Source organism: Pseudomonas gozinkensis, assembly GCF_014863585.1.
Classification (GTDB): domain Bacteria; phylum Pseudomonadota; class Gammaproteobacteria; order Pseudomonadales; family Pseudomonadaceae; genus Aquipseudomonas; species Aquipseudomonas gozinkensis.
Window position 1 is genome coordinate 118,890 of sequence record NZ_CP062253.1, and the last position, 19,168, is coordinate 138,057.

17 protein-coding genes, 2 tRNA genes and 1 rRNA gene are annotated in these 19,168 nt (G+C 59.1%); 9 read left to right on the plus strand and 11 right to left on the minus strand.

The window, feature by feature from the left end; all coding sequences use genetic code 11:
* The first annotated feature begins 143 nt into the window (after positions 1–143).
* Entirely contained in the window at positions 144–470 is a 327-nt protein-coding gene (locus IHQ43_RS00580) for an ElaB/YgaM/YqjD family protein (RefSeq protein ID WP_011331820.1), read from the plus strand.
* Here IHQ43_RS00580 and IHQ43_RS00585 read toward each other — a convergent pair.
* Positions 443–1,360: a LysR family transcriptional regulator gene (locus IHQ43_RS00585; RefSeq protein ID WP_192563012.1), complete on the minus strand. Its 918-nt coding sequence runs from the start codon at positions 1,358–1,360 to the stop codon at positions 443–445. The two genes, IHQ43_RS00580 and IHQ43_RS00585, sit on opposite strands and share 28 nt — an antisense overlap.
* Positions 1,361–1,472: 112 nt before the next feature.
* On the opposite strand from IHQ43_RS00585, the gene trpB reads away from it, so the two are divergent.
* From trpB to IHQ43_RS00600, 3 genes are all read left to right on the plus strand, one after another.
* Positions 1,473–2,705 (plus strand): tryptophan synthase subunit beta, encoded by a 1,233-nt coding sequence (gene trpB, locus IHQ43_RS00590; protein WP_007953916.1) that lies wholly within the window; start codon positions 1,473–1,475, stop codon positions 2,703–2,705.
* Positions 2,705–3,517, plus strand: a complete 813-nt coding sequence (trpA, locus tag IHQ43_RS00595) for a tryptophan synthase subunit alpha (RefSeq protein WP_192563013.1) — start codon at positions 2,705–2,707, stop codon at positions 3,515–3,517. The genes trpB and trpA overlap by 1 nt, the downstream gene beginning before the upstream one ends.
* 121 nt (positions 3,518–3,638) lie before the next feature.
* Entirely contained in the window at positions 3,639–4,082 is a 444-nt protein-coding gene (locus IHQ43_RS00600) for an anti-virulence regulator CigR family protein (protein WP_192563014.1), read from the plus strand.
* 67 nt (positions 4,083–4,149) lie between these two features.
* On the opposite strand, the gene IHQ43_RS00605 is transcribed toward IHQ43_RS00600, so the two are convergent.
* The 10 genes from IHQ43_RS00605 to IHQ43_RS00650 form a co-directional block, all read right to left on the minus strand.
* Positions 4,150–6,111 carry a DUF7844 domain-containing protein gene (locus IHQ43_RS00605; protein WP_192563015.1) on the minus strand — a complete coding sequence of 654 codons (1,962 nt, stop codon included), beginning with the start codon at positions 6,109–6,111 and terminating at the stop codon, positions 4,150–4,152.
* Positions 6,108–6,428, minus strand: coding sequence for a DUF2388 domain-containing protein (locus tag IHQ43_RS00610; protein WP_007953910.1), 321 nt, complete (start codon positions 6,426–6,428; stop codon positions 6,108–6,110). The genes IHQ43_RS00605 and IHQ43_RS00610 overlap by 4 nt, the downstream gene beginning before the upstream one ends.
* Before the next feature lie 27 nt (positions 6,429–6,455).
* Positions 6,456–6,764, minus strand: a complete 309-nt coding sequence (locus IHQ43_RS00615; RefSeq protein ID WP_192563016.1) for a DUF2388 domain-containing protein — start codon at positions 6,762–6,764, stop codon at positions 6,456–6,458.
* A 107-nt stretch (positions 6,765–6,871) separates the two neighbouring features.
* Positions 6,872–7,189: a DUF2388 domain-containing protein gene (locus IHQ43_RS00620; protein ID WP_007953908.1), complete on the minus strand. Its 318-nt coding sequence runs from the start codon at positions 7,187–7,189 to the stop codon at positions 6,872–6,874.
* Positions 7,190–7,521: 332 nt separating this feature from the next.
* Positions 7,522–7,737 carry a DUF1127 domain-containing protein gene (locus IHQ43_RS00625; RefSeq protein ID WP_007911656.1) on the minus strand — a complete coding sequence of 72 codons (216 nt, stop codon included), beginning with the start codon at positions 7,735–7,737 and terminating at the stop codon, positions 7,522–7,524.
* A gap of 321 nt (positions 7,738–8,058) precedes the next feature.
* Positions 8,059–9,552 carry an acetyl-CoA hydrolase/transferase family protein gene (locus IHQ43_RS00630; RefSeq protein WP_064592552.1) on the minus strand — a complete coding sequence of 498 codons (1,494 nt, stop codon included), beginning with the start codon at positions 9,550–9,552 and terminating at the stop codon, positions 8,059–8,061.
* 214 nt (positions 9,553–9,766) lie between these two features.
* Positions 9,767–11,200, minus strand: coding sequence for an NAD(P)(+) transhydrogenase (Re/Si-specific) subunit beta (locus IHQ43_RS00635; RefSeq protein WP_115079871.1), 1,434 nt, complete (start codon positions 11,198–11,200; stop codon positions 9,767–9,769).
* Positions 11,200–11,520 carry an NAD(P) transhydrogenase subunit alpha part 2 gene (locus tag IHQ43_RS00640; protein WP_003220416.1) on the minus strand — a complete coding sequence of 107 codons (321 nt, stop codon included), beginning with the start codon at positions 11,518–11,520 and terminating at the stop codon, positions 11,200–11,202. Before IHQ43_RS00640 ends, IHQ43_RS00635 begins: the two co-directional genes overlap by 1 nt.
* A 15-nt stretch (positions 11,521–11,535) precedes the next feature.
* Entirely contained in the window at positions 11,536–12,657 is a 1,122-nt protein-coding gene (locus IHQ43_RS00645; protein ID WP_011331831.1) for a Re/Si-specific NAD(P)(+) transhydrogenase subunit alpha, read from the minus strand.
* A 434-nt stretch (positions 12,658–13,091) separates the two neighbouring features.
* Positions 13,092–13,991: a LysR family transcriptional regulator gene (locus tag IHQ43_RS00650; RefSeq protein ID WP_192563017.1), complete on the minus strand. Its 900-nt coding sequence runs from the start codon at positions 13,989–13,991 to the stop codon at positions 13,092–13,094.
* Between the two features lie 158 nt (positions 13,992–14,149).
* On the opposite strand from IHQ43_RS00650, the gene IHQ43_RS00655 reads away from it, so the two are divergent.
* The 5 genes from IHQ43_RS00655 (at position 14,150) to IHQ43_RS00675 (ending at position 19,010) form a co-directional block, all read left to right on the plus strand.
* Entirely contained in the window at positions 14,150–15,331 is a 1,182-nt protein-coding gene (locus tag IHQ43_RS00655; RefSeq protein ID WP_011331834.1) for an acyl-CoA dehydrogenase, read from the plus strand.
* A gap of 13 nt (positions 15,332–15,344) precedes the next feature.
* Entirely contained in the window at positions 15,345–16,565 is a 1,221-nt protein-coding gene (locus tag IHQ43_RS00660) for a CaiB/BaiF CoA transferase family protein (RefSeq protein WP_192563018.1), read from the plus strand.
* 644 nt (positions 16,566–17,209) lie between these two features.
* Positions 17,210–18,746 (plus strand): 16S ribosomal RNA (locus tag IHQ43_RS00665).
* An 81-nt stretch (positions 18,747–18,827) separates the two neighbouring features.
* Positions 18,828–18,904, plus strand: a tRNA-Ile gene (locus IHQ43_RS00670).
* A 30-nt stretch (positions 18,905–18,934) separates the two neighbouring features.
* Positions 18,935–19,010 (plus strand) — tRNA-Ala (locus tag IHQ43_RS00675).
* Positions 19,011–19,168: the final 158 nt, after the last annotated feature.

Sequence of the window (19,168 nt, forward strand, 5' to 3'; positions counted from 1 at the left end):
AAGTGTGCAATTGAGCCTAGCAGCGATTTGCGCTGTTGATTTCGGTCGCCGGGAGAAACCGGAGTTCAGATTTTCTGCACTTTCCAGAACCCGTGAAGTCCCAAACAACACACGCCACTCATCACCAATGCAGGAGAGCCACCATGGCCAACACCTCGTTACGCAAAGCCTCGTTGCAAAGCATGGAAGCGGAGATCGAGAGTCTGCTCAAGTCGTTGGAGAGCCTGAAGGACGACGCTTCGGACGAATCGCGCAAGACCCTCAAGGCGCTCAAGAGCAACGCTGAAAGTGCGCTGAAACATTCGCGCAGCCTGCTCAGCGATGCGTACGAAGAAGTCAAAGTCAAAACCCGCGAGACCGGGATCGCCACCCGTGACTACGCGCAGGAACATCCGTGGACGACCGCCGGTGTGGCGGTCGGTGCGCTGGGTCTGCTGGCCGCTTATTTGCTGTTCAAGCGCGGCGAGTGATCCGCCTGGTGCAGCTCGTTTTTGAGCCATTGCGCCAATTGTCGGGCGCGCCCGTCTGCGGCGCGCTTGGGTAGCCACAACGCCAGTTGCGCCGGGGTTTCACTGAAACCCCATGGCGCGACCAGGCGACCTGCCTTCAAGTCTTCGGTCACCAGCGGTTCCGGCGCGATCGCCACGCCCAACCCGGCGACGGCCGCTTCCAGCAAATAATACAAATGCTCGAAACCCTGCCCCAGTTTCAATGCCTTGGCTTCGAGGCCGCTTTGCTGCGCCCAGCTTGGCCAGGCTTGCGGGCGTGAAGTCGTGTGCAGCAAGGGTTCGTCGAGCAGGGCAATGGGCGGTGCGGATTGCAGGCGCTGGTAGCCGCTGAACAGCGGGCTCATGACCGGGCCGATGCGCTCGCTGGCCAGTTCGTACACCTGCATGTCCGCCGGCCACGGCGGTTCGGCGAACAGCAGCAATGCATCCAGGCCCGGGCGGCGCGGATCGAGGTCACCTTCACCGGCGGACAAGTGCAGACGCAAATCCGGCAGATCGGCATTCAACCTTCCCAACCGCGGAATGAACCACCTCGCCAGCAAACTACCGGAGCAGCCGAGCACGAACGGTGCGTCGGCGGTACTTTGGGTCAGTTCGGCGCAGACGCTGCGCAAGCGGTCGAACGCCTCGCCGCTGGCATCGCGCAGACGGATGCCGGCATCTGTGAGTTTCAGGCCACGACCTTCCTTGACGAAAAGACTGACGCCGAGATGCTCTTCAAGCACCTTGAGCTGACGGCTGACCGCGCCGTGGGTGACGTGCAGCTGTTCGGCGGCATGGCTGACGCTGTTCAGGCGGGCGGTGGCTTCGAAGGCGCGCAAGGCATTCAGAGGGGGAAGGTCATGGCTCATGATATCTGTGAGTTTTCCTGACAGGTTGTGGCGATCTTATCGGTTTTCAGCCTGGAAGGTCAGGGGTAGAGTGAACGCCATTGTCTTCTCGTGAAATCCGCTGGAGCGAACCATGACCCAGACTTCGAACACCTCCGATCTGCGTAACGGCCCTGACGCCAACGGCCTGTTTGGCTCGTTCGGCGGCCGTTATGTCGCTGAAACCCTGATGCCGTTGATCCTCGATCTGGCCCGCGAATACGAAGCGGCCAAGGAAGATCCGGCGTTCAAAGAAGAATTGGCCTACTTCCAGCGCGACTACGTCGGACGTCCCAGCCCGCTGTACTTCGCCGAGCGCCTGACCGAGTTCTGCGGTGGCGCCAAGATCTACCTCAAGCGCGAAGAGCTGAACCACACCGGCGCGCACAAGATCAACAACTGCATCGGCCAGATCCTGCTGGCGCGGCGCATGGGCAAGAAACGCATCATCGCCGAGACCGGCGCCGGCATGCACGGCGTGGCCACCGCTACCGTGGCTGCACGTTTCGGTCTGGATTGCGTGATCTACATGGGCACTACCGACATCGAGCGTCAGCAGGCCAACGTGTTCCGCATGAAGCTGCTGGGCGCTGAAGTGATTCCGGTGGTCGCCGGCACCGGCACCCTGAAAGACGCGATGAACGAAGCGCTGCGTGACTGGGTGACCAACGTCGACAGCACCTTCTACCTGATCGGCACCGTGGCCGGCCCGCACCCTTATCCAGCCATGGTTCGCGACTTCCAGGCGGTGATCGGCAAGGAAACCCGTGATCAGTTGCAAGCCCAGGAAGGTCGTCTGCCGGACAGCCTGGTGGCGTGCATCGGCGGTGGGTCCAACGCCATGGGCCTGTTCCACCCGTTCCTCGATGACAAGAGCGTCGAGATCATCGGCGTCGAAGCCGCCGGTTACGGCATCGAGACCGGCAAACACGCGGCCAGCCTCAACGGCGGCGTACCGGGTGTGCTGCACGGCAACCGCACTTTCCTGCTGCAGGACGACGATGGCCAGATCATCGACGCCCACTCGATTTCTGCCGGCCTCGACTATCCGGGCATCGGCCCAGAACACGCGTGGTTGCATGACATCGGCCGCGTCCAGTACACCTCGGTGACCGACGACGAAGCCCTCGCTGCGTTCCACCAGTGCTGTCGTCTGGAAGGGATCATCCCGGCACTGGAAAGCGCTCATGCCCTGGCCGAAGTATTCAAACGCGCACCGAAGCTGCCGAAGGATCACCTGATGGTGGTCAACCTGTCCGGCCGCGGCGACAAAGACATGCAGACCGTCATGCACCACATGGAAACCTCCAAGCAGGAGAAACACTGATGAGCCGCCTGCAAACCCGCTTTGCCGAACTCAAAGAACAGAACCGCGCCGCGCTGGTGACCTTCGTTACCGCCGGTGATCCGGACTACGACACTTCGCTGGCGATCCTCAAAGGCCTGCCGAAAGCCGGTGCCGACGTGATCGAACTGGGCATGCCGTTCACCGACCCGATGGCCGATGGCCCGGCGATTCAGCTGGCGAACATCCGTGCCCTGGGCGCCAAGCAGAACCTGATCAAAACCCTGCAAATGGTCCGCGAGTTCCGCAAGGACAACAGCGAAACGCCGCTGGTGCTGATGGGTTACTTCAACCCGATCCACAAGTTTGGCGTCGAGCGCTTCATTGCCGAAGCCAAAGAGGCCGGCGTTGATGGCCTGATCGTGGTCGACATGCCACCGGAGCACAACTCCGAGCTGTGCGACCCGGCCCAGGCTGCAGGCATCGACTTCATCCGCCTGACCACCCCGACCACCGATGATGCGCGTCTGCCGAAAGTGTTGAACGGCAGCTCCGGCTTCGTCTACTACGTGTCGGTTGCCGGTGTGACCGGTGCCGGCGCGGCGACTCTGGAGCACGTCGAGGAAGCGGTGGCGCGTTTGCGTCGTCATACCGATCTGCCGATCAGCATCGGTTTCGGTATCCGTACGCCGGAGCAGGCCGCGTCCATCGCGCGTCTGGCCGATGGCGTGGTGGTGGGCTCGGCGCTGATCGATCACATCGCCAACGCGACCACACCGGATCAGGCCATCGACGGCGTGCTGAGCCTGTGTTCGGCGCTGTCCGAAGGCGTGCGTAAGGCTCGCGTCAGCTGAAGGTAAAGTTCCTGATACAGAGGAATTAGGGCCTCGCGGCACAGACTAAATGAGCAAGACCGAGGGATTCAGAACCCGTTCTGAATCCCTTTTTGCTGTCAGTGCAGTGAGGAAAGACCCGATGAAAATGCCGAAACGTCTGATTGTCAGTCTGGGCGTGCTGATGATCAGCGCGACACCGCTGCTGGCCAGCGCCGATCCGCGCGATGATCACGACCACGGCGGCCCGCAGCAGGGCCACTACGACAATCGCGGTGGTGATCACCATGATTGGCAAAGCAATCATCGCGGCGGCCCGCCGCCTCGGGATTTCGGCCCGGTGCGTCAGGTGATCCGCGACAATCATGGCTACTTCGTTCGCGGTGCGCCGCCACCTCCCGGCATCCACCTGGTACGTGGCCGGCCGCTGCCCCACGGCTATTACGGCGAGCGCCTGGATAACCGGGCGTTGAGTCACCTGCCGTATTACCCGGGCTACGAATGGCGACGTGCCGGCGGTGACATCGTGCTGATCGCGGTGGGCAGCGGCATCGTTTACGAAGTGCTGGATGGCGTTCTGTACTGATCGTCAGGCAATAAAAAAGACCGCAGCCTTCACAGGCTGCGGTCTTTTGTTTTCAGGGTCGTTGTTTTCAGGGCAACTCCAGTCCGCCCGAGGCTTTGTGCAGTTTGCGCAAATGCTCGCCGATCTGCTTCACGTTGGCCTCGCTGGCTGCAATCTCGGCTGCTCGTTTTGGCTCCAGAAGCGCGCGCACTTCTTTATCCAGATCGCCGGTCAGGGCCAGCAATTGTTTCTGGCGCTGGCTGCTTTCTGCTTCCAGGCGGCTGAACTCGCTCGGTCGCGGCAGGCCGTAACCTCGGGAGTCGAGCAACTCTGCCGGCCGGCTGAGGAAGCCGCTGTTGGCGAGGATCTGCTGCAAGGTTGCGTTGGCCTTGTCCATGCCACCGTTTTCCAGCTCACGGGCACCGAGGTAGCGTTGCTTGACCTCATCCTGAGCCAGCAACAGTTGGCGGCGGAAACTGGCTTGCTCCAGCAACAACAGCGCGGCGCTGGTGCGCAGGTCGGCCCGTTCGAACCATGGCCGGCGCTCTTCGGCGGACAGCGAAAGCCATTCTTCAACGGTTGTCTGCTTGATCGGCAATTGCTTCTTCAACACATCGAACATCGCCTGATAACGATCACGGAACGAGTCGAAGCGATAACCCAGGCGCAACGCCTCTTTCGGATCATCGAGCACACTGGTATCGGCCAGACCTCGCCCCTTCAACACTTCCAGCAAGCCGTTGGGCATGATGCTGTCGAGGCCGGTGAGCCGGGCGTTGTTGCTGCCGCTGCGCAACAGTTTCAGGCCTTCGACCGCACAGTTGTTGGAGAGGAAGAAGTAATTGCCGTCGTAGCTCCAATGCATTTCGGCGGCGTGTTCGACCACGCCCTCTATCTCGCTGCGCGAGAGATTCAGCGGCACCGACGCCAGGCTGCGCAGTTCGGTCTTGGTGTATTCGTCGATCACCTGCGCCAGGGGTAGAACGAACAGACGCGATGGGTACTTGCCGACCAGTCCGTCCCAACTCGACAGCTGTACGTCACCGACGAAGGCGCGGTACGACAGCACCAGGTGCTGGTCCAGATCCAGTCGGCAGTCTGGCCCGCGTGGCCGGCCCGGTGCGCAGATCACCAGACGCAACATGCTGTGGCCCCAACGGCTGACCCAGTTCTGGTTGGCTTCGGCCAACAGATAATCCACCGCGTACACGCGTTCCGGATCGACCTGACCCAGGGGCTGTTTGGCAAAGTCGTTGCCGGCATTGAGGAACGCGAAGGTTTTGGCGCATTCATCCTTTGCCGACGGTGCCCAGCCGAAGTGTTGCTGGTAATAGCGATACAGCGCCGGGCGACGGCAGGCGTAGCTCGGGTCGAGGAGGAAATACTCCATGTTGACCGCGACAAACTCTTTCGGGCTTGAGATTTCGTAGAGGTCGGGGCTACGGGCGATCTGCCGGTTGTGCTGTTCCCGCTCACCCCGTCGCCCGACGTATTGCTGCCAGCCGGCGAGGTCGAGCAAGCGTGGATCATCACTGAGTGTGAAGCGCCGACCGTTCTGGCCGCGGCACTCATCGGGAATGCCGATCAGCCCAGCGCTGTTGTTGCGCCGGGTACAGCGCTGGATCAGCGTGCGTTCGGCCGCTGGCCACAAGCGTGCGCGATCGTAAATGTGGGTGATTTCGTGCAGCACCGTGGCCAGCAGTTCCCGGCGAACGGTGCCGTGGGGGCGATTGGTTTTTTCCTTTGCCGCACTGCCGTCAGTGAGGCTGGCGAGCAGTTTGCGGTTCAGGTCCAGCTCGGACACGAGCGTCGCCTGACCGTAGGCGTTGCCGGGCATGTCGTCGGTCCAGCCGACATCGATGCGCCGGTCCAGGCGTTCGATGAAGCTCGGCGGCAATGCCTGCATGGCTTCATCGAGCAGCGCCTGGCTGGCCTGTTGTTGGGCGGGGCTGAGTCCGTCGGTCTTGAGCTGCAATTGCAGGCCAGCGTGGGCGCTGTTGCCAAGCAGCAGCAACGCCCCGGCCAGCAGGTAGGCGCCGAGTGACTTCACAGTGCGAGAATGGCTTCGGCAAGTACCTGATCACTGGCGTCGCGGGCTTCCGGCACGCGGGTGCGCAAGGTATTGAAGGCGGCTTCCAGGTTTGCACCACGGATATCACCGTCGCTGGCCACGAAACTGGCAGCGTCGTCGTGGGCTTCGCGGATGATTTTCGAGTCGCGAATCGACGTGGTGGTATCGGAGGTGAAATCGATGGTGCGCTGGGAGGCGCGGACGATGATGTTACTGGTGGCTACCAGGGTGTGCGCCTGGGCCATATCGGCCAACAACAGCAGGCCAAGGGCGGCAGCAATCAGCGGGCTACGCATGGAACGACTCCGAAAGGACAGGGATGACTATTGGACGAGAATTGCCTGTGCCAGTTCAAGGTCGCTGACATGAAGTTTTGGCCGGCTCTTGCGCAGGTAATGCAGGGCTGATTCGAGCTGTGCGCCGCGCATCTGGCCGTCACTGGCAACGAACGCTGCGGCATCGTCGTGCGCGGCGATGATCAGTTTACGGTCGAACGGCGCGGAAGACACCATGCCGGTGGCCCAGACGCTGACCACGGTGTTTTGTGTGGACACATCGAAGGCGTCTGCCAAAGGAACCCAGCAGGCGGTGATCAAAGCAGAGGGGATAAGCAGATTTGTAAGAAAACGCATGGGACTCGGCAGCTGTTGGCGAGTCCCAAGGCTAGCGCAATGCCCGGACTAGAGCCAGCGCCGAAACATCGGGACACGACCGGCGTGCCCCGCGATGCCTCTGTCGCTTAGATCGTCAGAATGGCCTGGGCCAGCTGTGCGTCGGTCGCGTTCAGTTGCGGCGCCTGATGACGGATGTGATCCAGTGCACTCTCCAGTTTCACGCCCCGGATTTCACCTTCGCTGGCCACGAAGCTGGCAGCGTCGTCACGGGCGGCGAGCACGATCTTGTCGTCACGGAAGGACGAGGTGACGTCGGAGGTGGCATCGGAGGAGGACTTGAGCGCGCCAACCACGGCGTCGGTGGTAACGATGAAGCTGGTGGCGCTGGCGTTGGCAGCCACGGCCAGCAAGGCGGCGGCGCTGAGCAGACGAAGACGGGACATGGGAGAACTCCTGTGGAAAAACCGTATTGAGAGGTGGCTCGGTGTCTGAAGGTCAGACGCCAGTCGCACAGCATTTGCCACGTTCTGCATGGATCTTAGGCTTCCGTAGCAAATTCGCACAGTGGTCAGGATGCTGGCCTGAACACATTTTGCGTAACTGTACTTGTCATTAATCTATTTTGGAAAACTGTACCTGTCTGGTGTTTCGGGCTGGATATTCAGGTTTTTCTGCCCTGAAACGACAAGACCCGTCGCGGTTTCCCGCGACGGGTCTTGTGTGTTCAATTCGGGTTGCTGGCGGTGGGTCTAGCGACCAGAGCCAGCGACGCTGCTTAGCGCCAGAACGGCTTGCTCAGCTCTTCGTAGCGTTGTGCTTCGCTGATACCGGCGTCAGCCAGCAGACGCGAATCCAGACGAGCCAGTTGGTGGCGGCTGGAGATGCGGCGCTGCCACAGCATCAGGTTGGCGATAACGCGCAGAGGCAGGGAAGCCTGGGTGTTTACAGCTTTGTCTTCGAAGAACAGTTCGGAACTGAGTGTACGTTCCATGGTTGACATCCTTCCGCTTGTGGCGGGATTAGGTAGTGGTTTAACTGGTGCCCATGATCCTCTCGTTTGGCCAGACTCTCTAGATACAGTTCACTTGTATTGTGAGTGACCAGTTAACTGTTTATAGGGGGTGTACGGGTCGAAATTGTGCAAACTGTACCTGTCCGCTCTTATTTGGTGCATTTTTACCCAATTCGATGATTCGAGTAGGTAAAAGATGTAGGAAAAGACCGGTACAGCAGTACAGTTTTTGAACGCCCTGGCGGTTTCCAGAATCCCGCTGGCGAAACTGTGTTTGCACCAGCGGAAAATCTGTGCGGCTTACACCGCCAGCATGCGTCCGGTTTCTTCCAGATTGATGTGCCAGCTCAGGGCGTCACGCAGGATGTGCGGGGTGTGGCCACCGATTGCACAGGCTTTGTCGAAGTAGTCGTTCAGCGCCTGACGGAAATCCGGGTGCACACAGTTATCGATGATGACCCGGGCGCGTTCCCGTGGTGCCAGCCCACGCAGGTCGGCCAGGCCCACCTCGGTCACCAGGATATCGACGTCATGCTCGGTGTGGTCGACGTGGCTGACCATCGGCACCACGCTGGAAATCGCGCCGCCCTTGGCGATCGACTTGGTCACGAACACCGCCAGGTGTGCGTTACGTGCGAAGTCGCCCGAGCCGCCGATGCCGTTCATCATCCGTGTGCCGCAGACATGGGTGGAGTTGACGTTGCCATAAATGTCGAACTCGAGCGCCGTGTTGATACCGATGATGCCCAGGCGCCGAACCACTTCCGGATGGTTTGAGATTTCCTGCGGACGCAGTACCAGCTTGTCCTTGTACTTCTCCAGATTGCCGAACACGTCGCTGTTGCGCCGCTCCGACAGGGTGATCGAGCTGCCCGAGGCGAAGCTCAGCTTGCCGGCGTCGATCAGATCGAAGGTCGAGTCCTGCAGCACCTCGGAGTACATGGTCAGGTCTTCGAACGGCGAGTCGATCAGCCCGCACATCACCGCGTTGGCAATGTTGCCGATCCCGGCCTGCAGCGGGCCGAGCTTGTTGGTCATACGCCCGGCATCGACTTCCTGCTTGAGGAAGGTGATCAAGTGATCGGCGATGGCTTTGGTGTCGACGTCCGGCGACGACACGGTAGACGGCGAATCCGACTGCTGGGTGATGACGATGGCGACGATCTTCTCCGGCGGAATCGGGATCGCGGTGCTGCCGATGCGGTCGTCGACCTTTACCAGCGGGATGGGCGTGCGGGTCGGGCGATAGGTCGGGATATAGATGTCATGCAGACCTTCGAGGTTGGCGTTGTGCGCCAGGTTGATCTCGACGATCACGTGTTTGGCGAAAATGGCGAAGCTTGCGGAATTGCCCACCGAGGTGGTCGGCACGATGTGGCCCTGTTCAGTGATGGCCACGGCTTCGATGACGGCAATGTCCGGCAGCTTCAGTTGCTGGTTGCGCAGTTGTTCGACGGTTTCCGAAAGGTGCTGGTCGATGAACATCACTTCGCCGGCGTTGATCGCCTTGCGCAAGGTGCTGTCGACCTGGAACGGCATGCGCCGGGACAGCACGCCGGCTTCGGTCAGTTGTTTGTCGAGGTCGTTGCCCAGACTGGCGCCGGTCATCAGGCTGATCTTCAGCGGCGTGACCTTGGCTCGCTCGGCCAGCGCATGAGGCACGGCCTTGGCTTCGCCGGCGCGGGTGAAGCCGCTCATGCCAACGGTCATGCCGTCCTCAATCAGCGCAGCGGCGTCGGCGGCGCTCATCACTTTATCCAACAACGAAGGCAGGCGAATACGGTCACGGTACATGGATTATTTTCTCGGGCAGCGAGTAGCAGGATGCGCAGTCTAGTGAATTTCGCGAGCGCCTGTCCCGCTACCAAGGTCGCAAACGAGGCGTCTATTTAGCGGGTTTCAAGTAAAACACCGTTACCGGATCTGCAACAACGCGGCAAATTGTCCGACGTTTTGCGCAAACAAAAACGCCCCGACGAGTCGGGGCGTTCGGTGTTGCCGGCGAGGGTTACTCGACCGCTTTGACCATGTCTTCGATGACTTTCTTCGCGTCGCCGAACACCATCATGGTCTTGTCCAGGTAGAACAGTTCGTTGTCCAGACCGGCATAGCCGCTGGCCATCGAGCGCTTGTTGACGATGATGGTTTTGGCCTTGAACGCTTCGAGGATCGGCATGCCGGCAATCGGCGATTTCGGATCGTTCTTGGCGGCCGGGTTGACCACATCGTTGGCGCCGAGCACCAGCACCACGTCGGCCTGACCGAACTCGGAGTTGATGTCTTCCATCTCGAACACTTGGTCGTACGGCACTTCGGCTTCGGCCAGCAGTACGTTCATGTGGCCAGGCATCCGACCGGCTACCGGGTGAATCGCGTACTTCACGGTCACGCCGTGGTGGGTCAGCTTCTCGGTCAGCTCTTTCAGGGCGTGCTGTGCACGGGCCACCGCCAGACCGTAGCCCGGCACGATGATCACGGTGTCGGCGTTGGTCAGCAGGAAAGTCGCGTCGTCAGCCGAACCGGATTTCACCGGACGGGCTTCCTTCTCACCGGCAGGACCGGCGTCTGCTGTATTGCCGAAACCGCCGAGCAGTACATTAAAGAAGGAACGGTTCATCGCCTTGCACATGATGTACGAGAGGATCGCACCGCTCGAACCCACCAGGGAGCCGGCAATGATCAGCATCGAGTTGTTCAGCGAGAAGCCGATACCCGCTGCCGCCCAGCCGGAATAGCTGTTGAGCATCGACACCACGACCGGCATGTCGGCGCCGCCGATCGGGATGATGATCAGCACGCCCATGACGAACGCCAGCGCCAGCATCAGTGCGAACGCGGCGAGGTTGCCGGTCAGCATGAAGGTGACGCCGAGGATCAGCGTCGCGAGACCCAGTACCGCGTTCAGCTTGTGCTGACCGCTGAACTGTACTGGTGCGCCCTGGAACAGACGGAACTTGTACTTGCCCGACAGCTTGCCGAAGGCGATCACCGAACCGGAGAAGGTGATTGCGCCGATGGCTGCGCCGAGGAACAGCTCCAGACGGTTACCCGCCGGGATCGAGTCGCCCAGTTGCTTGACGATGCCCAGCGACTGCGGCTCTACCACTGCAGCAATGGCGATGAACACTGCTGCCAGGCCGATCATGCTGTGCATGAACGCAACCAGTTCCGGCATCTTGGTCATTTCAACGCGCTTGGCCATGATCGAACCGGCGGTGCCGCCGATCAGCAGGCCGACGATCACGTAACCGATGCCTGCGGTAGCCAGCTCAGCCCCAAGCTTATAGATGAGGCCGACGGTGGTGAGGATTGCCAGCGCCATACCGAGCATGCCGAACAGGTTGCCGCGGCGCGACGTGGTCGGGTGCGACAAGCCCTTGAGGGCCTGGATGAAGCAGATCGACGCGATCAGGTAGAGCGTCGTGACGAGGTTCATGCTCATTACTTAGGCGCCTCTTCTTTTGCTTTCGGGGCTTTCTTCTTGAACATCTCAAGCATGCGACGGGTGACCAGGAAGCCACCGAACACGTTGACCGCGGCCAGTGCCACGGCGAGGGTGCCCATGGTCTTGCCCAGCGGGGTGACGGTCAGTGCGGCAGCGAGCATGGCGCCGACGATCACGATTGCCGAAATGGCGTTGGTCACTGCCATCAGCGGCGTGTGCAGCGCAGGCGTAACGTTCCAGACCACGTGGTAACCGACATAAATCGCCAGCACGAAGATGATCAGGTTGTAGATACCGGGGGAGATAAGCTCTTCCATCGTCTGAATCCCTGCTTAGGCGTTTTTGCGGATGACTTGGCCGTCGCGGCACATCAGGCACGCGGCGACGATGTCGTCTTCGAGGTTCACTTCGAACTGGCCTTCTTTGGTGAAGACCAGCTTCAGGAAGTCCAGCAGGTTGCGTGCGTACAGCGCCGAGGCGTCTGCGGCGACTTCACCGGCGAGGTTGGTCGGGCCGACGATGGTCACGCCGTTCTCGATCACGACCTGATCGGCCACGGTCAGCGGGCAGTTGCCACCCTGAGCGGCCGCGAGGTCGATGACCACCGAGCCGGGTTTCATTTGCGCCACAGTGTCCGCGCTCAACAGCGTCGGTGCCTTGCGACCCGGGATCAGTGCGGTGGTGATGACAATGTCAGCCTGCTTTGCGCGCTCGTGCACGGCCTGGGCCTGACGCTGCATCCAGCTCGCTGGCATCGGGCGTGCGTAACCGCCGACGCCGACCGCGCATTCGCGTTCTTCATCGGTCTCGTAAGGCACGTCGACGAACTTGGCGCCGAGAGATTCGATCTGTTCCTTCACGGCCGGACGTACGTCGGACGCTTCGATGACGGCACCCAGACGTTTCGCCGTGGCAATCGCCTGCAATCCAGCCACACCGGCCCCCAGAATCAGCACGCGCGCCGCTTTCACGGTGCCCGCGGCGGTCATCAGCATCGGCATGAAACGCGGATAGTAGTGAGCGGCCAGCAGCACGGCCTTATAGCCGGCAATGTTCGCCTGGGACGACAGCACATCGAGGCTCTGGGCCCGGGAGGTACGTGGCGCCGCTTCCAGGGCGAACGCGGTAATTCCGCATTCGGCCATCTTCGCGATGGTGTCGTTGTTGAACGGGTTGAGCATGCCCACCAGCACCGTTCCGCGCTTGATCAGCGTCAGTTCGGCATCGCTTGGCGCGACCACTTTGAGAATCAGCTCGGCACCAAACGCGTCATTGGCACTGCCAATGGTTGCGCCTGCCGCTTCATAGGCACTGTCGACAACGCTGGCTTTAACGCCGGCGCCGGTTTGCACAGTGACCTTATGGCCTTGGCTGATCAGCTTTTTAATGGTTTCCGGGGTTGCAGCAACCCGTGTTTCACCGGTCTGGGTTTCGAGAGGAACACCAATGTGCACGTCAAATCTCCTGCGTGATCTTATTGAGTAAACCCATGCACTACGGATGGTGCGACTGGGGCGGCCGATCAGCACGATCCCGCCAAATCAGGGCGGGGCGCGGCATTTTGCAGGCGAAGTTTATGCCCTTCAAGGGATTATGACGGGTGACGGAAAATTAACTACAAGTCATCCCGTGACCGAATGTCGCAGATGGCCAGTTGAATCCCTTGCAGGCCGTGCCTTTCAAGGAGTCTGGATGAATTTAAAGAATTTTCTCATCGGTGACGTGAATAGGCCGCAATGAGTCGCGAATGAGGGCGCAAAGCCACGTCGGCAGGCGCTTGTGGGACGTCTGTACGACTTTCGGATACAGTCTGCTTATTTGCGACAAATAGTTATATCTGTAGGGCTTTTATTTTCCTGACTACGGGGTTAGCAATCGCTGAAACCCTTTAGCCTTCTAGGTTGTAGCTGTGTGCCTGATTCACCAGCCAGTCGCGAAAAGCCTTGAGTGACGCCGATTCGACCTTTCGCTCCGGAATCATCAGGTAATACGCCTTGATGCTGGAGAGCGCTTTCGGGTTGGCAATGACCAGGCGTTTCTCGGCCAGTTCGCGCTGAATCAGGAATGGTGGGATCAGCGCGATGCCCATGTCGTGCATGGCGGCCTGGGCCAGCATGGAGAATAGCTCGTAGCGCGGACCTGTCATGTCGCGGGGAATGTTCAGGTGTTGCGAGTTGAACCACTGTCGCCAGGCGTAGGGGCGGGTGGTTTGCTGGAGCAGCGGCAGATCGACGATCTCTTCGGGTGTCAGATGCGTCTTGTTGCCGAGCAGGGCTGGACTGCACACCGGCATCGGATTCTCGCCCATCAGCCTGTGGGATTCGGTACCCGACCAATCGGCATCGCCAAAGTAGATGGCGGCATCGAAGTCAGTGTCTGCAAACAGGAACGGGCGAGTGCGGTTGGTCAGGTTGACCGTCACTTCCGGGTGCTTGAGCTGGAAGTCCTTCAGTCTGGGCAGCAGCCATTGCGTGCCGAAGGTGGGCACCACGGCGAGCTCGATCACGTTGGTACCTTGCTGACCCATCACCGAGAGGGTGTCGCGCTCCACGGCGTCGAGTTGGGTGGCGATGCGGCGGCTGTAGGAGAGGCCCGCTTCCGTCAGCTTCACTCCGCGACGCGAGCGTCGGAAGAGTTCGACGCTGAGGAAGTCCTCAAGGCTGGCGATCTGTCGGCAAATGGCGCCTTGAGTGAGGGAAAGCTCTTCGGCGGCCTTGGTAAAGCTCTCGTGACGGGCGGCAGCCTCGAAGCTGATCAGGGCGGTGGTGCTGGGTATCTTGCGGCGCATGTACGTCAACCTCACTAATACATCGCTTGATCGGCATTTCGCGACGTTTCGGAGTGAGAAATTAGCACAACAGGATGCGAAATCCTCGTTTGCTGGGATGGCGAAGCGGGCCTAGGATCAATGCCACGTTAATTCACTCGATTTGCGAGGACTCACTCATGGGCGGTAAAGCTAGCTTCAACTGGATCGATCCACTGCTGCTGGATCAACAGCTGACTGAAGAAGAACGCATGATCCGCGACACTGCCGAGCAATTCGCCCAGCAGAGCCTTGCACCACGCGTTCTCGAAGCCTTCCGCCATGAGAAGACCGATCCGGCGATCTTCCGTGAAATGGGTGAGGTCGGCCTGTTGGGTGCGACCATTCCCGAGCAGTACGGTGGCAGCGGCCTCAACTACGTCAGCTATGGCCTGATTGCCCGTGAAGTCGAGCGTGTCGATTCTGGCTACCGTTCGATGATGAGCGTGCAGTCTTCGCTGGTGATGGTGCCGATCAACGAATTCGGTACCGAAGCACAGAAGCAGAAGTACCTGCCGAAACTGGCTTCCGGCGAGTGGATCGGCTGCTTCGGTCTGACCGAGCCGAACCACGGTTCGGACCCGGGCGCGATGATCACTCGTGCACGCAAAGTCGACGGTGGCTACAGCCTGACCGGCGCCAAGATGTGGATCACCAACAGCCCGATCGCCGATGTGTTCGTCGTCTGGGCCAAGGACGATGCCGGCGACATCCGTGGTTTTGTTCTGGAAAAAGGCTGGAAAGGTCTGAGCGCTCCGGCGATTCACGGCAAGGTCGGCCTGCGGGCGTCGATCACCGGCGAAATCGTCATGGACAACGTGTTCGTGCCGGAAGAGAACATCTTCCCGGACGTGCGTGGTCTGAAGGGGCCGTTCACCTGCCTCAACTCTGCACGTTATGGCATCTCCTGGGGTGCGCTGGGCGCGGCCGAGTTCTGCTGGCACACCGCCCGCCAGTACACCCTGGATCGTCAGCAGTTCGGTCGTCCGTTGGCCGCTACTCAGTTGATCCAGAAAAAGCTGGCGGATATGCAGACCGAGATCACTTTGGCGCTGCAAGGCTGCCTGCGTCTGGGTCGCATGAAAGATGAAGGCACTGCTGCGGTTGAAATCACTTCGATCATGAAGCGTAACTCTTGCGGCAAGTCTCTCGAGATCGCCCGTATGGCGCGTGACATGCTGGGCGGTAACGGGATCTCCGATGAATTCGGTGTCGCCCGTCACCTGGTCAACCTGGAAGTGGTGAATACCTATGAAGGTACTCACGACGTTCACGCGCTGATCCTCGGTCGTGCTCAGACCGGCCTGCAGGCGTTCTATTAATAGGAGAGCGACCATGGGCGCGCTGTCGCATCTGCGGGTACTGGATTTATCGCGAGTGCTGGCCGGCCCATGGGCTGGTCAGATTCTGGCCGATCTCGGGGCGGAAGTGATCAAGGTCGAGCGCCCGGGCAATGGTGACGACACTCGCGCCTGGGGGCCGCCCTTCCTGAAGGACGCTTACGGTGAGAACACCAGTGAGGCAGCTTATTACCTGTCGGCCAACCGCAACAAGCAATCGGTGACGATCGACTTCACGCGTCCCGAAGGTCAGAAGCTTGTACGGGACCTGGCAGCCAAGTCCGACATTTTGATTGAGAACTTCAAGGTGGGTGGTCTGGCGGCTTATGGCCTGGATTACGAGTCGTTGAAGGCGATCAATCCGGATCTGATCTATTGCTCGATCACCGGTTTTGGTCAGACCGGGCCGTATGCCAAGCGTGCGGGTTATGACTTCATGATCCAGGGTCTTGGTGGGCTGATGAGTCTGACCGGGCGACCTGAGGGTGATGAGGGGGCCGGGCCTGTGAAAGTGGGTGTGGCGCTTACGGATATCCTGACGGGCCTGTATTCGACCGTGGCGATCCTGGCAGCGCTGGCTCATCGTGATCACGATGGTGGTGGGCAGCATATCGATATGGCGTTGCTGGATGTGCAGGTGGCGTGCCTGGCCAACCAGGCGATGAACTACCTGACGACGGGCACTGCGCCAAAGCGCTTGGGAAATGCACATCCGAATATCGTGCCGTACCAGGATTTTCCTACGGCTGACGGCGACTTCATCCTTACGGTGGGTAATGACGGGCAGTTCCGCAAATTTGCCGAAGTGGCGGGGCAACCGCAGTGGGCGGACGATCCGCGTTTCGCGACTAATAAGCTGCGAGTGGCGAATCGGACTGTGCTGATTCCGCTGATCCGTCAGGCGACTGTCTTCAAGACGACCGCAGAGTGGGTGGCTCAGCTCGAGCAGGCGGGTGTGCCGTGCGGGCCGATCAATGATCTGTCGCAGGTGTTCGAGGATCCGCAGGTGAAGTCTCGTGGGTTGGCGATTGAGCTGCCTCATGCGCTGGCGGGGTTAGTGCCGCAAGTGGCCAGTCCGATCCGGTTGTCGCGGACGCCTGTCGAGTATCGGCGTGCGCCTCCTTTGCTGGGCGAGCATACGCTGGAGGTTTTACAGCGCGTGCTGGGCTTGGGGGCGGGTGCAGTGGCCGCGATGAAGGAGGATGGAGTGCTCTAATGGTTCTCTCTATATAGAAGGGGTGCTGAATCCTTCTTCTATATAGAGGGTCTTGAGTGTTTTTTGGCCTATCCGCAAGTTATTGAAAGAAAAGCGAAATTAAGGGTTGACGGCAGATTCTGAGTCTCTATAATTCGCCCCACTTCCGGCGCAGTCGAAACGGAAAACTCCTTGAGATTCAATGAGTTAAGTAGGTTTCGAGAGCGGGTCGCTTCAGTTCATCGAAGTCTGGAAGGAGTTGGAAATGCCGGTTCTTTTGGCGCTTTCAACGGTTCGATCTTCTCGGTCGAAAGCGGAGAAAAAGAGGTGTTGACAGCAGCGTGTAACGCTGTAGAATTCGCCTCCCGCTAACGAGAGATCGGAAGCGCAAGTGGTTGAAGTTGTTGAAGAATTCTTCGAAAACTTCTGAAAATAATCACTTGACAGCAAATGAGGCTGCTGTAGAATGCGCGCCTCGGTTGAGACGAAAGATCTTAACCAACTGCTCTTTAACAACTGAATCAAGCAATTCGTGTGGGTGCTTGTGGGGTCAGACTGATAGTCAACAAGATTATCAGCATCACAAGTTACTCCGCGAGAAATCAAAGATGTAACCAACGATTGCTGAGCCAAGTTTAGGGTTTTCTCAAAACCCAAAGATGTTTGAACTGAAGAGTTTGATCATGGCTCAGATTGAACGCTGGCGGCAGGCCTAACACATGCAAGTCGAGCGGATGAAAGGAGCTTGCTCCTGGATTCAGCGGCGGACGGGTGAGTAATGCCTAGGAATCTGCCTGGTAGTGGGGGACAACGTTTCGAAAGGAACGCTAATACCGCATACGTCCTACGGGAGAAAGCAGGGGACCTTCGGGCCTTGCGCTATCAGATGAGCCTAGGTCGGATTAGCTAGTTGGTGAGGTAATGGCTCACCAAGGCGACGATCCGTAACTGGTCTGAGAGGATGATCAGTCACACTGGAACTGAGACACGGTCCAGACTCCTACGGGAGGCAGCAGTGGGGAATATTGGACAATGGGCGAAAGCCTGATCCAGCCATGCCGCGTGTGTGAAGAAGGTCTTCGGATTGTAAAGCACTTTAAGTTGGGAGGAAGGGTTGTAGATTAATACTCTGCAATTTTGACGTTACCGACAGAATAAGCACCGGCTAACTCTGTGCCAGCAGCCGCGGTAATACAGAGGGTGCAAGCGTTAATCGGAATTACTGGGCGTAAAGCGCGCGTAGGTGGTTCGTTAAGTTGGATGTGAAATCCCCGGGCTCAACCTGGGAACTGCATCCAAAACTGGCGAGCTAGAGTATGGTAGAGGGTGGTGGAATTTCCTGTGTAGCGGTGAAATGCGTAGATATAGGAAGGAACACCAGTGGCGAAGGCGACCACCTGGACTGATACTGACACTGAGGTGCGAAAGCGTGGGGAGCAAACAGGATTAGATACCCTGGTAGTCCACGCCGTAAACGATGTCAACTAGCCGTTGGGAGCCTTGAGCTCTTAGTGGCGCAGCTAACGCATTAAGTTGACCGCCTGGGGAGTACGGCCGCAAGGTTAAAACTCAAATGAATTGACGGGGGCCCGCACAAGCGGTGGAGCATGTGGTTTAATTCGAAGCAACGCGAAGAACCTTACCAGGCCTTGACATCCAATGAACTTTCCAGAGATGGATTGGTGCCTTCGGGAACATTGAGACAGGTGCTGCATGGCTGTCGTCAGCTCGTGTCGTGAGATGTTGGGTTAAGTCCCGTAACGAGCGCAACCCTTGTCCTTAGTTACCAGCACGTTATGGTGGGCACTCTAAGGAGACTGCCGGTGACAAACCGGAGGAAGGTGGGGATGACGTCAAGTCATCATGGCCCTTACGGCCTGGGCTACACACGTGCTACAATGGTCGGTACAAAGGGTTGCCAAGCCGCGAGGTGGAGCTAATCCCATAAAACCGATCGTAGTCCGGATCGCAGTCTGCAACTCGACTGCGTGAAGTCGGAATCGCTAGTAATCGCGAATCAGAATGTCGCGGTGAATACGTTCCCGGGCCTTGTACACACCGCCCGTCACACCATGGGAGTGGGTTGCACCAGAAGTAGCTAGTCTAACCTTCGGGAGGACGGTTACCACGGTGTGATTCATGACTGGGGTGAAGTCGTAACAAGGTAGCCGTAGGGGAACCTGCGGCTGGATCACCTCCTTAATCGACGACATCAGCTGCTCCATAAGTTCCCACACGAATTGCTTGATTCATTGAAGAAGACGAAAGAAGCAGCCCGAAATTGGGTCTGTAGCTCAGTTGGTTAGAGCGCACCCCTGATAAGGGTGAGGTCGGCAGTTCGAATCTGCCCAGACCCACCAATTTTGTGTGGGAAACGCCTGTAGAAATACGGGGCCATAGCTCAGCTGGGAGAGCGCCTGCCTTGCACGCAGGAGGTCAGCGGTTCGATCCCGCTTGGCTCCACCACTACTGCTTCTGAAGTAAGAGCTTAGAAATGAGCATTCCATCGTGTTGATGGTGAATGTTGATTTCTAGTCTTTGACTAGTTCGTTCTTTAAAAATTTGGGTATGTGATAGAAAGATAGACTGATGGCCACTTTCACTGGTGGTGATCAGGCTAAGGT

Coding starts and splice junctions, on each gene's coding strand:
- IHQ43_RS00600 (WP_192563014.1), top strand. CDS start 3,639: ATGAAAATGCCGAAACGTCTGATTGTCAGTCTGGGCGTGCTGATGATC.
- IHQ43_RS00620 (WP_007953908.1), bottom strand. CDS start 7,189: ATGTCCCGTCTTCGTCTGCTCAGCGCCGCCGCCTTGCTGGCCGTGGCT.
- IHQ43_RS00630 (WP_064592552.1), bottom strand. CDS start 9,552: ATGTACCGTGACCGTATTCGCCTGCCTTCGTTGTTGGATAAAGTGATG.
- IHQ43_RS00660 (WP_192563018.1), top strand. CDS start 15,345: ATGGGCGCGCTGTCGCATCTGCGGGTACTGGATTTATCGCGAGTGCTG.
- IHQ43_RS00655 (WP_011331834.1), top strand. CDS start 14,150: ATGGGCGGTAAAGCTAGCTTCAACTGGATCGATCCACTGCTGCTGGAT.
- IHQ43_RS00650 (WP_192563017.1), bottom strand. CDS start 13,991: ATGCGCCGCAAGATACCCAGCACCACCGCCCTGATCAGCTTCGAGGCT.
- IHQ43_RS00635 (WP_115079871.1), bottom strand. CDS start 11,200: ATGAGCATGAACCTCGTCACGACGCTCTACCTGATCGCGTCGATCTGC.
- IHQ43_RS00580 (WP_011331820.1), top strand. CDS start 144: ATGGCCAACACCTCGTTACGCAAAGCCTCGTTGCAAAGCATGGAAGCG.
- IHQ43_RS00625 (WP_007911656.1), bottom strand. CDS start 7,737: ATGGAACGTACACTCAGTTCCGAACTGTTCTTCGAAGACAAAGCTGTA.
- trpB (WP_007953916.1), top strand. CDS start 1,473: ATGACCCAGACTTCGAACACCTCCGATCTGCGTAACGGCCCTGACGCC.
- IHQ43_RS00610 (WP_007953910.1), bottom strand. CDS start 6,428: ATGCGTAGCCCGCTGATTGCTGCCGCCCTTGGCCTGCTGTTGTTGGCC.
- IHQ43_RS00615 (WP_192563016.1), bottom strand. CDS start 6,764: ATGCGTTTTCTTACAAATCTGCTTATCCCCTCTGCTTTGATCACCGCC.
- IHQ43_RS00640 (WP_003220416.1), bottom strand. CDS start 11,520: ATGGAAGAGCTTATCTCCCCCGGTATCTACAACCTGATCATCTTCGTG.
- trpA (WP_192563013.1), top strand. CDS start 2,705: ATGAGCCGCCTGCAAACCCGCTTTGCCGAACTCAAAGAACAGAACCGC.
- IHQ43_RS00585 (WP_192563012.1), bottom strand. CDS start 1,360: ATGAGCCATGACCTTCCCCCTCTGAATGCCTTGCGCGCCTTCGAAGCC.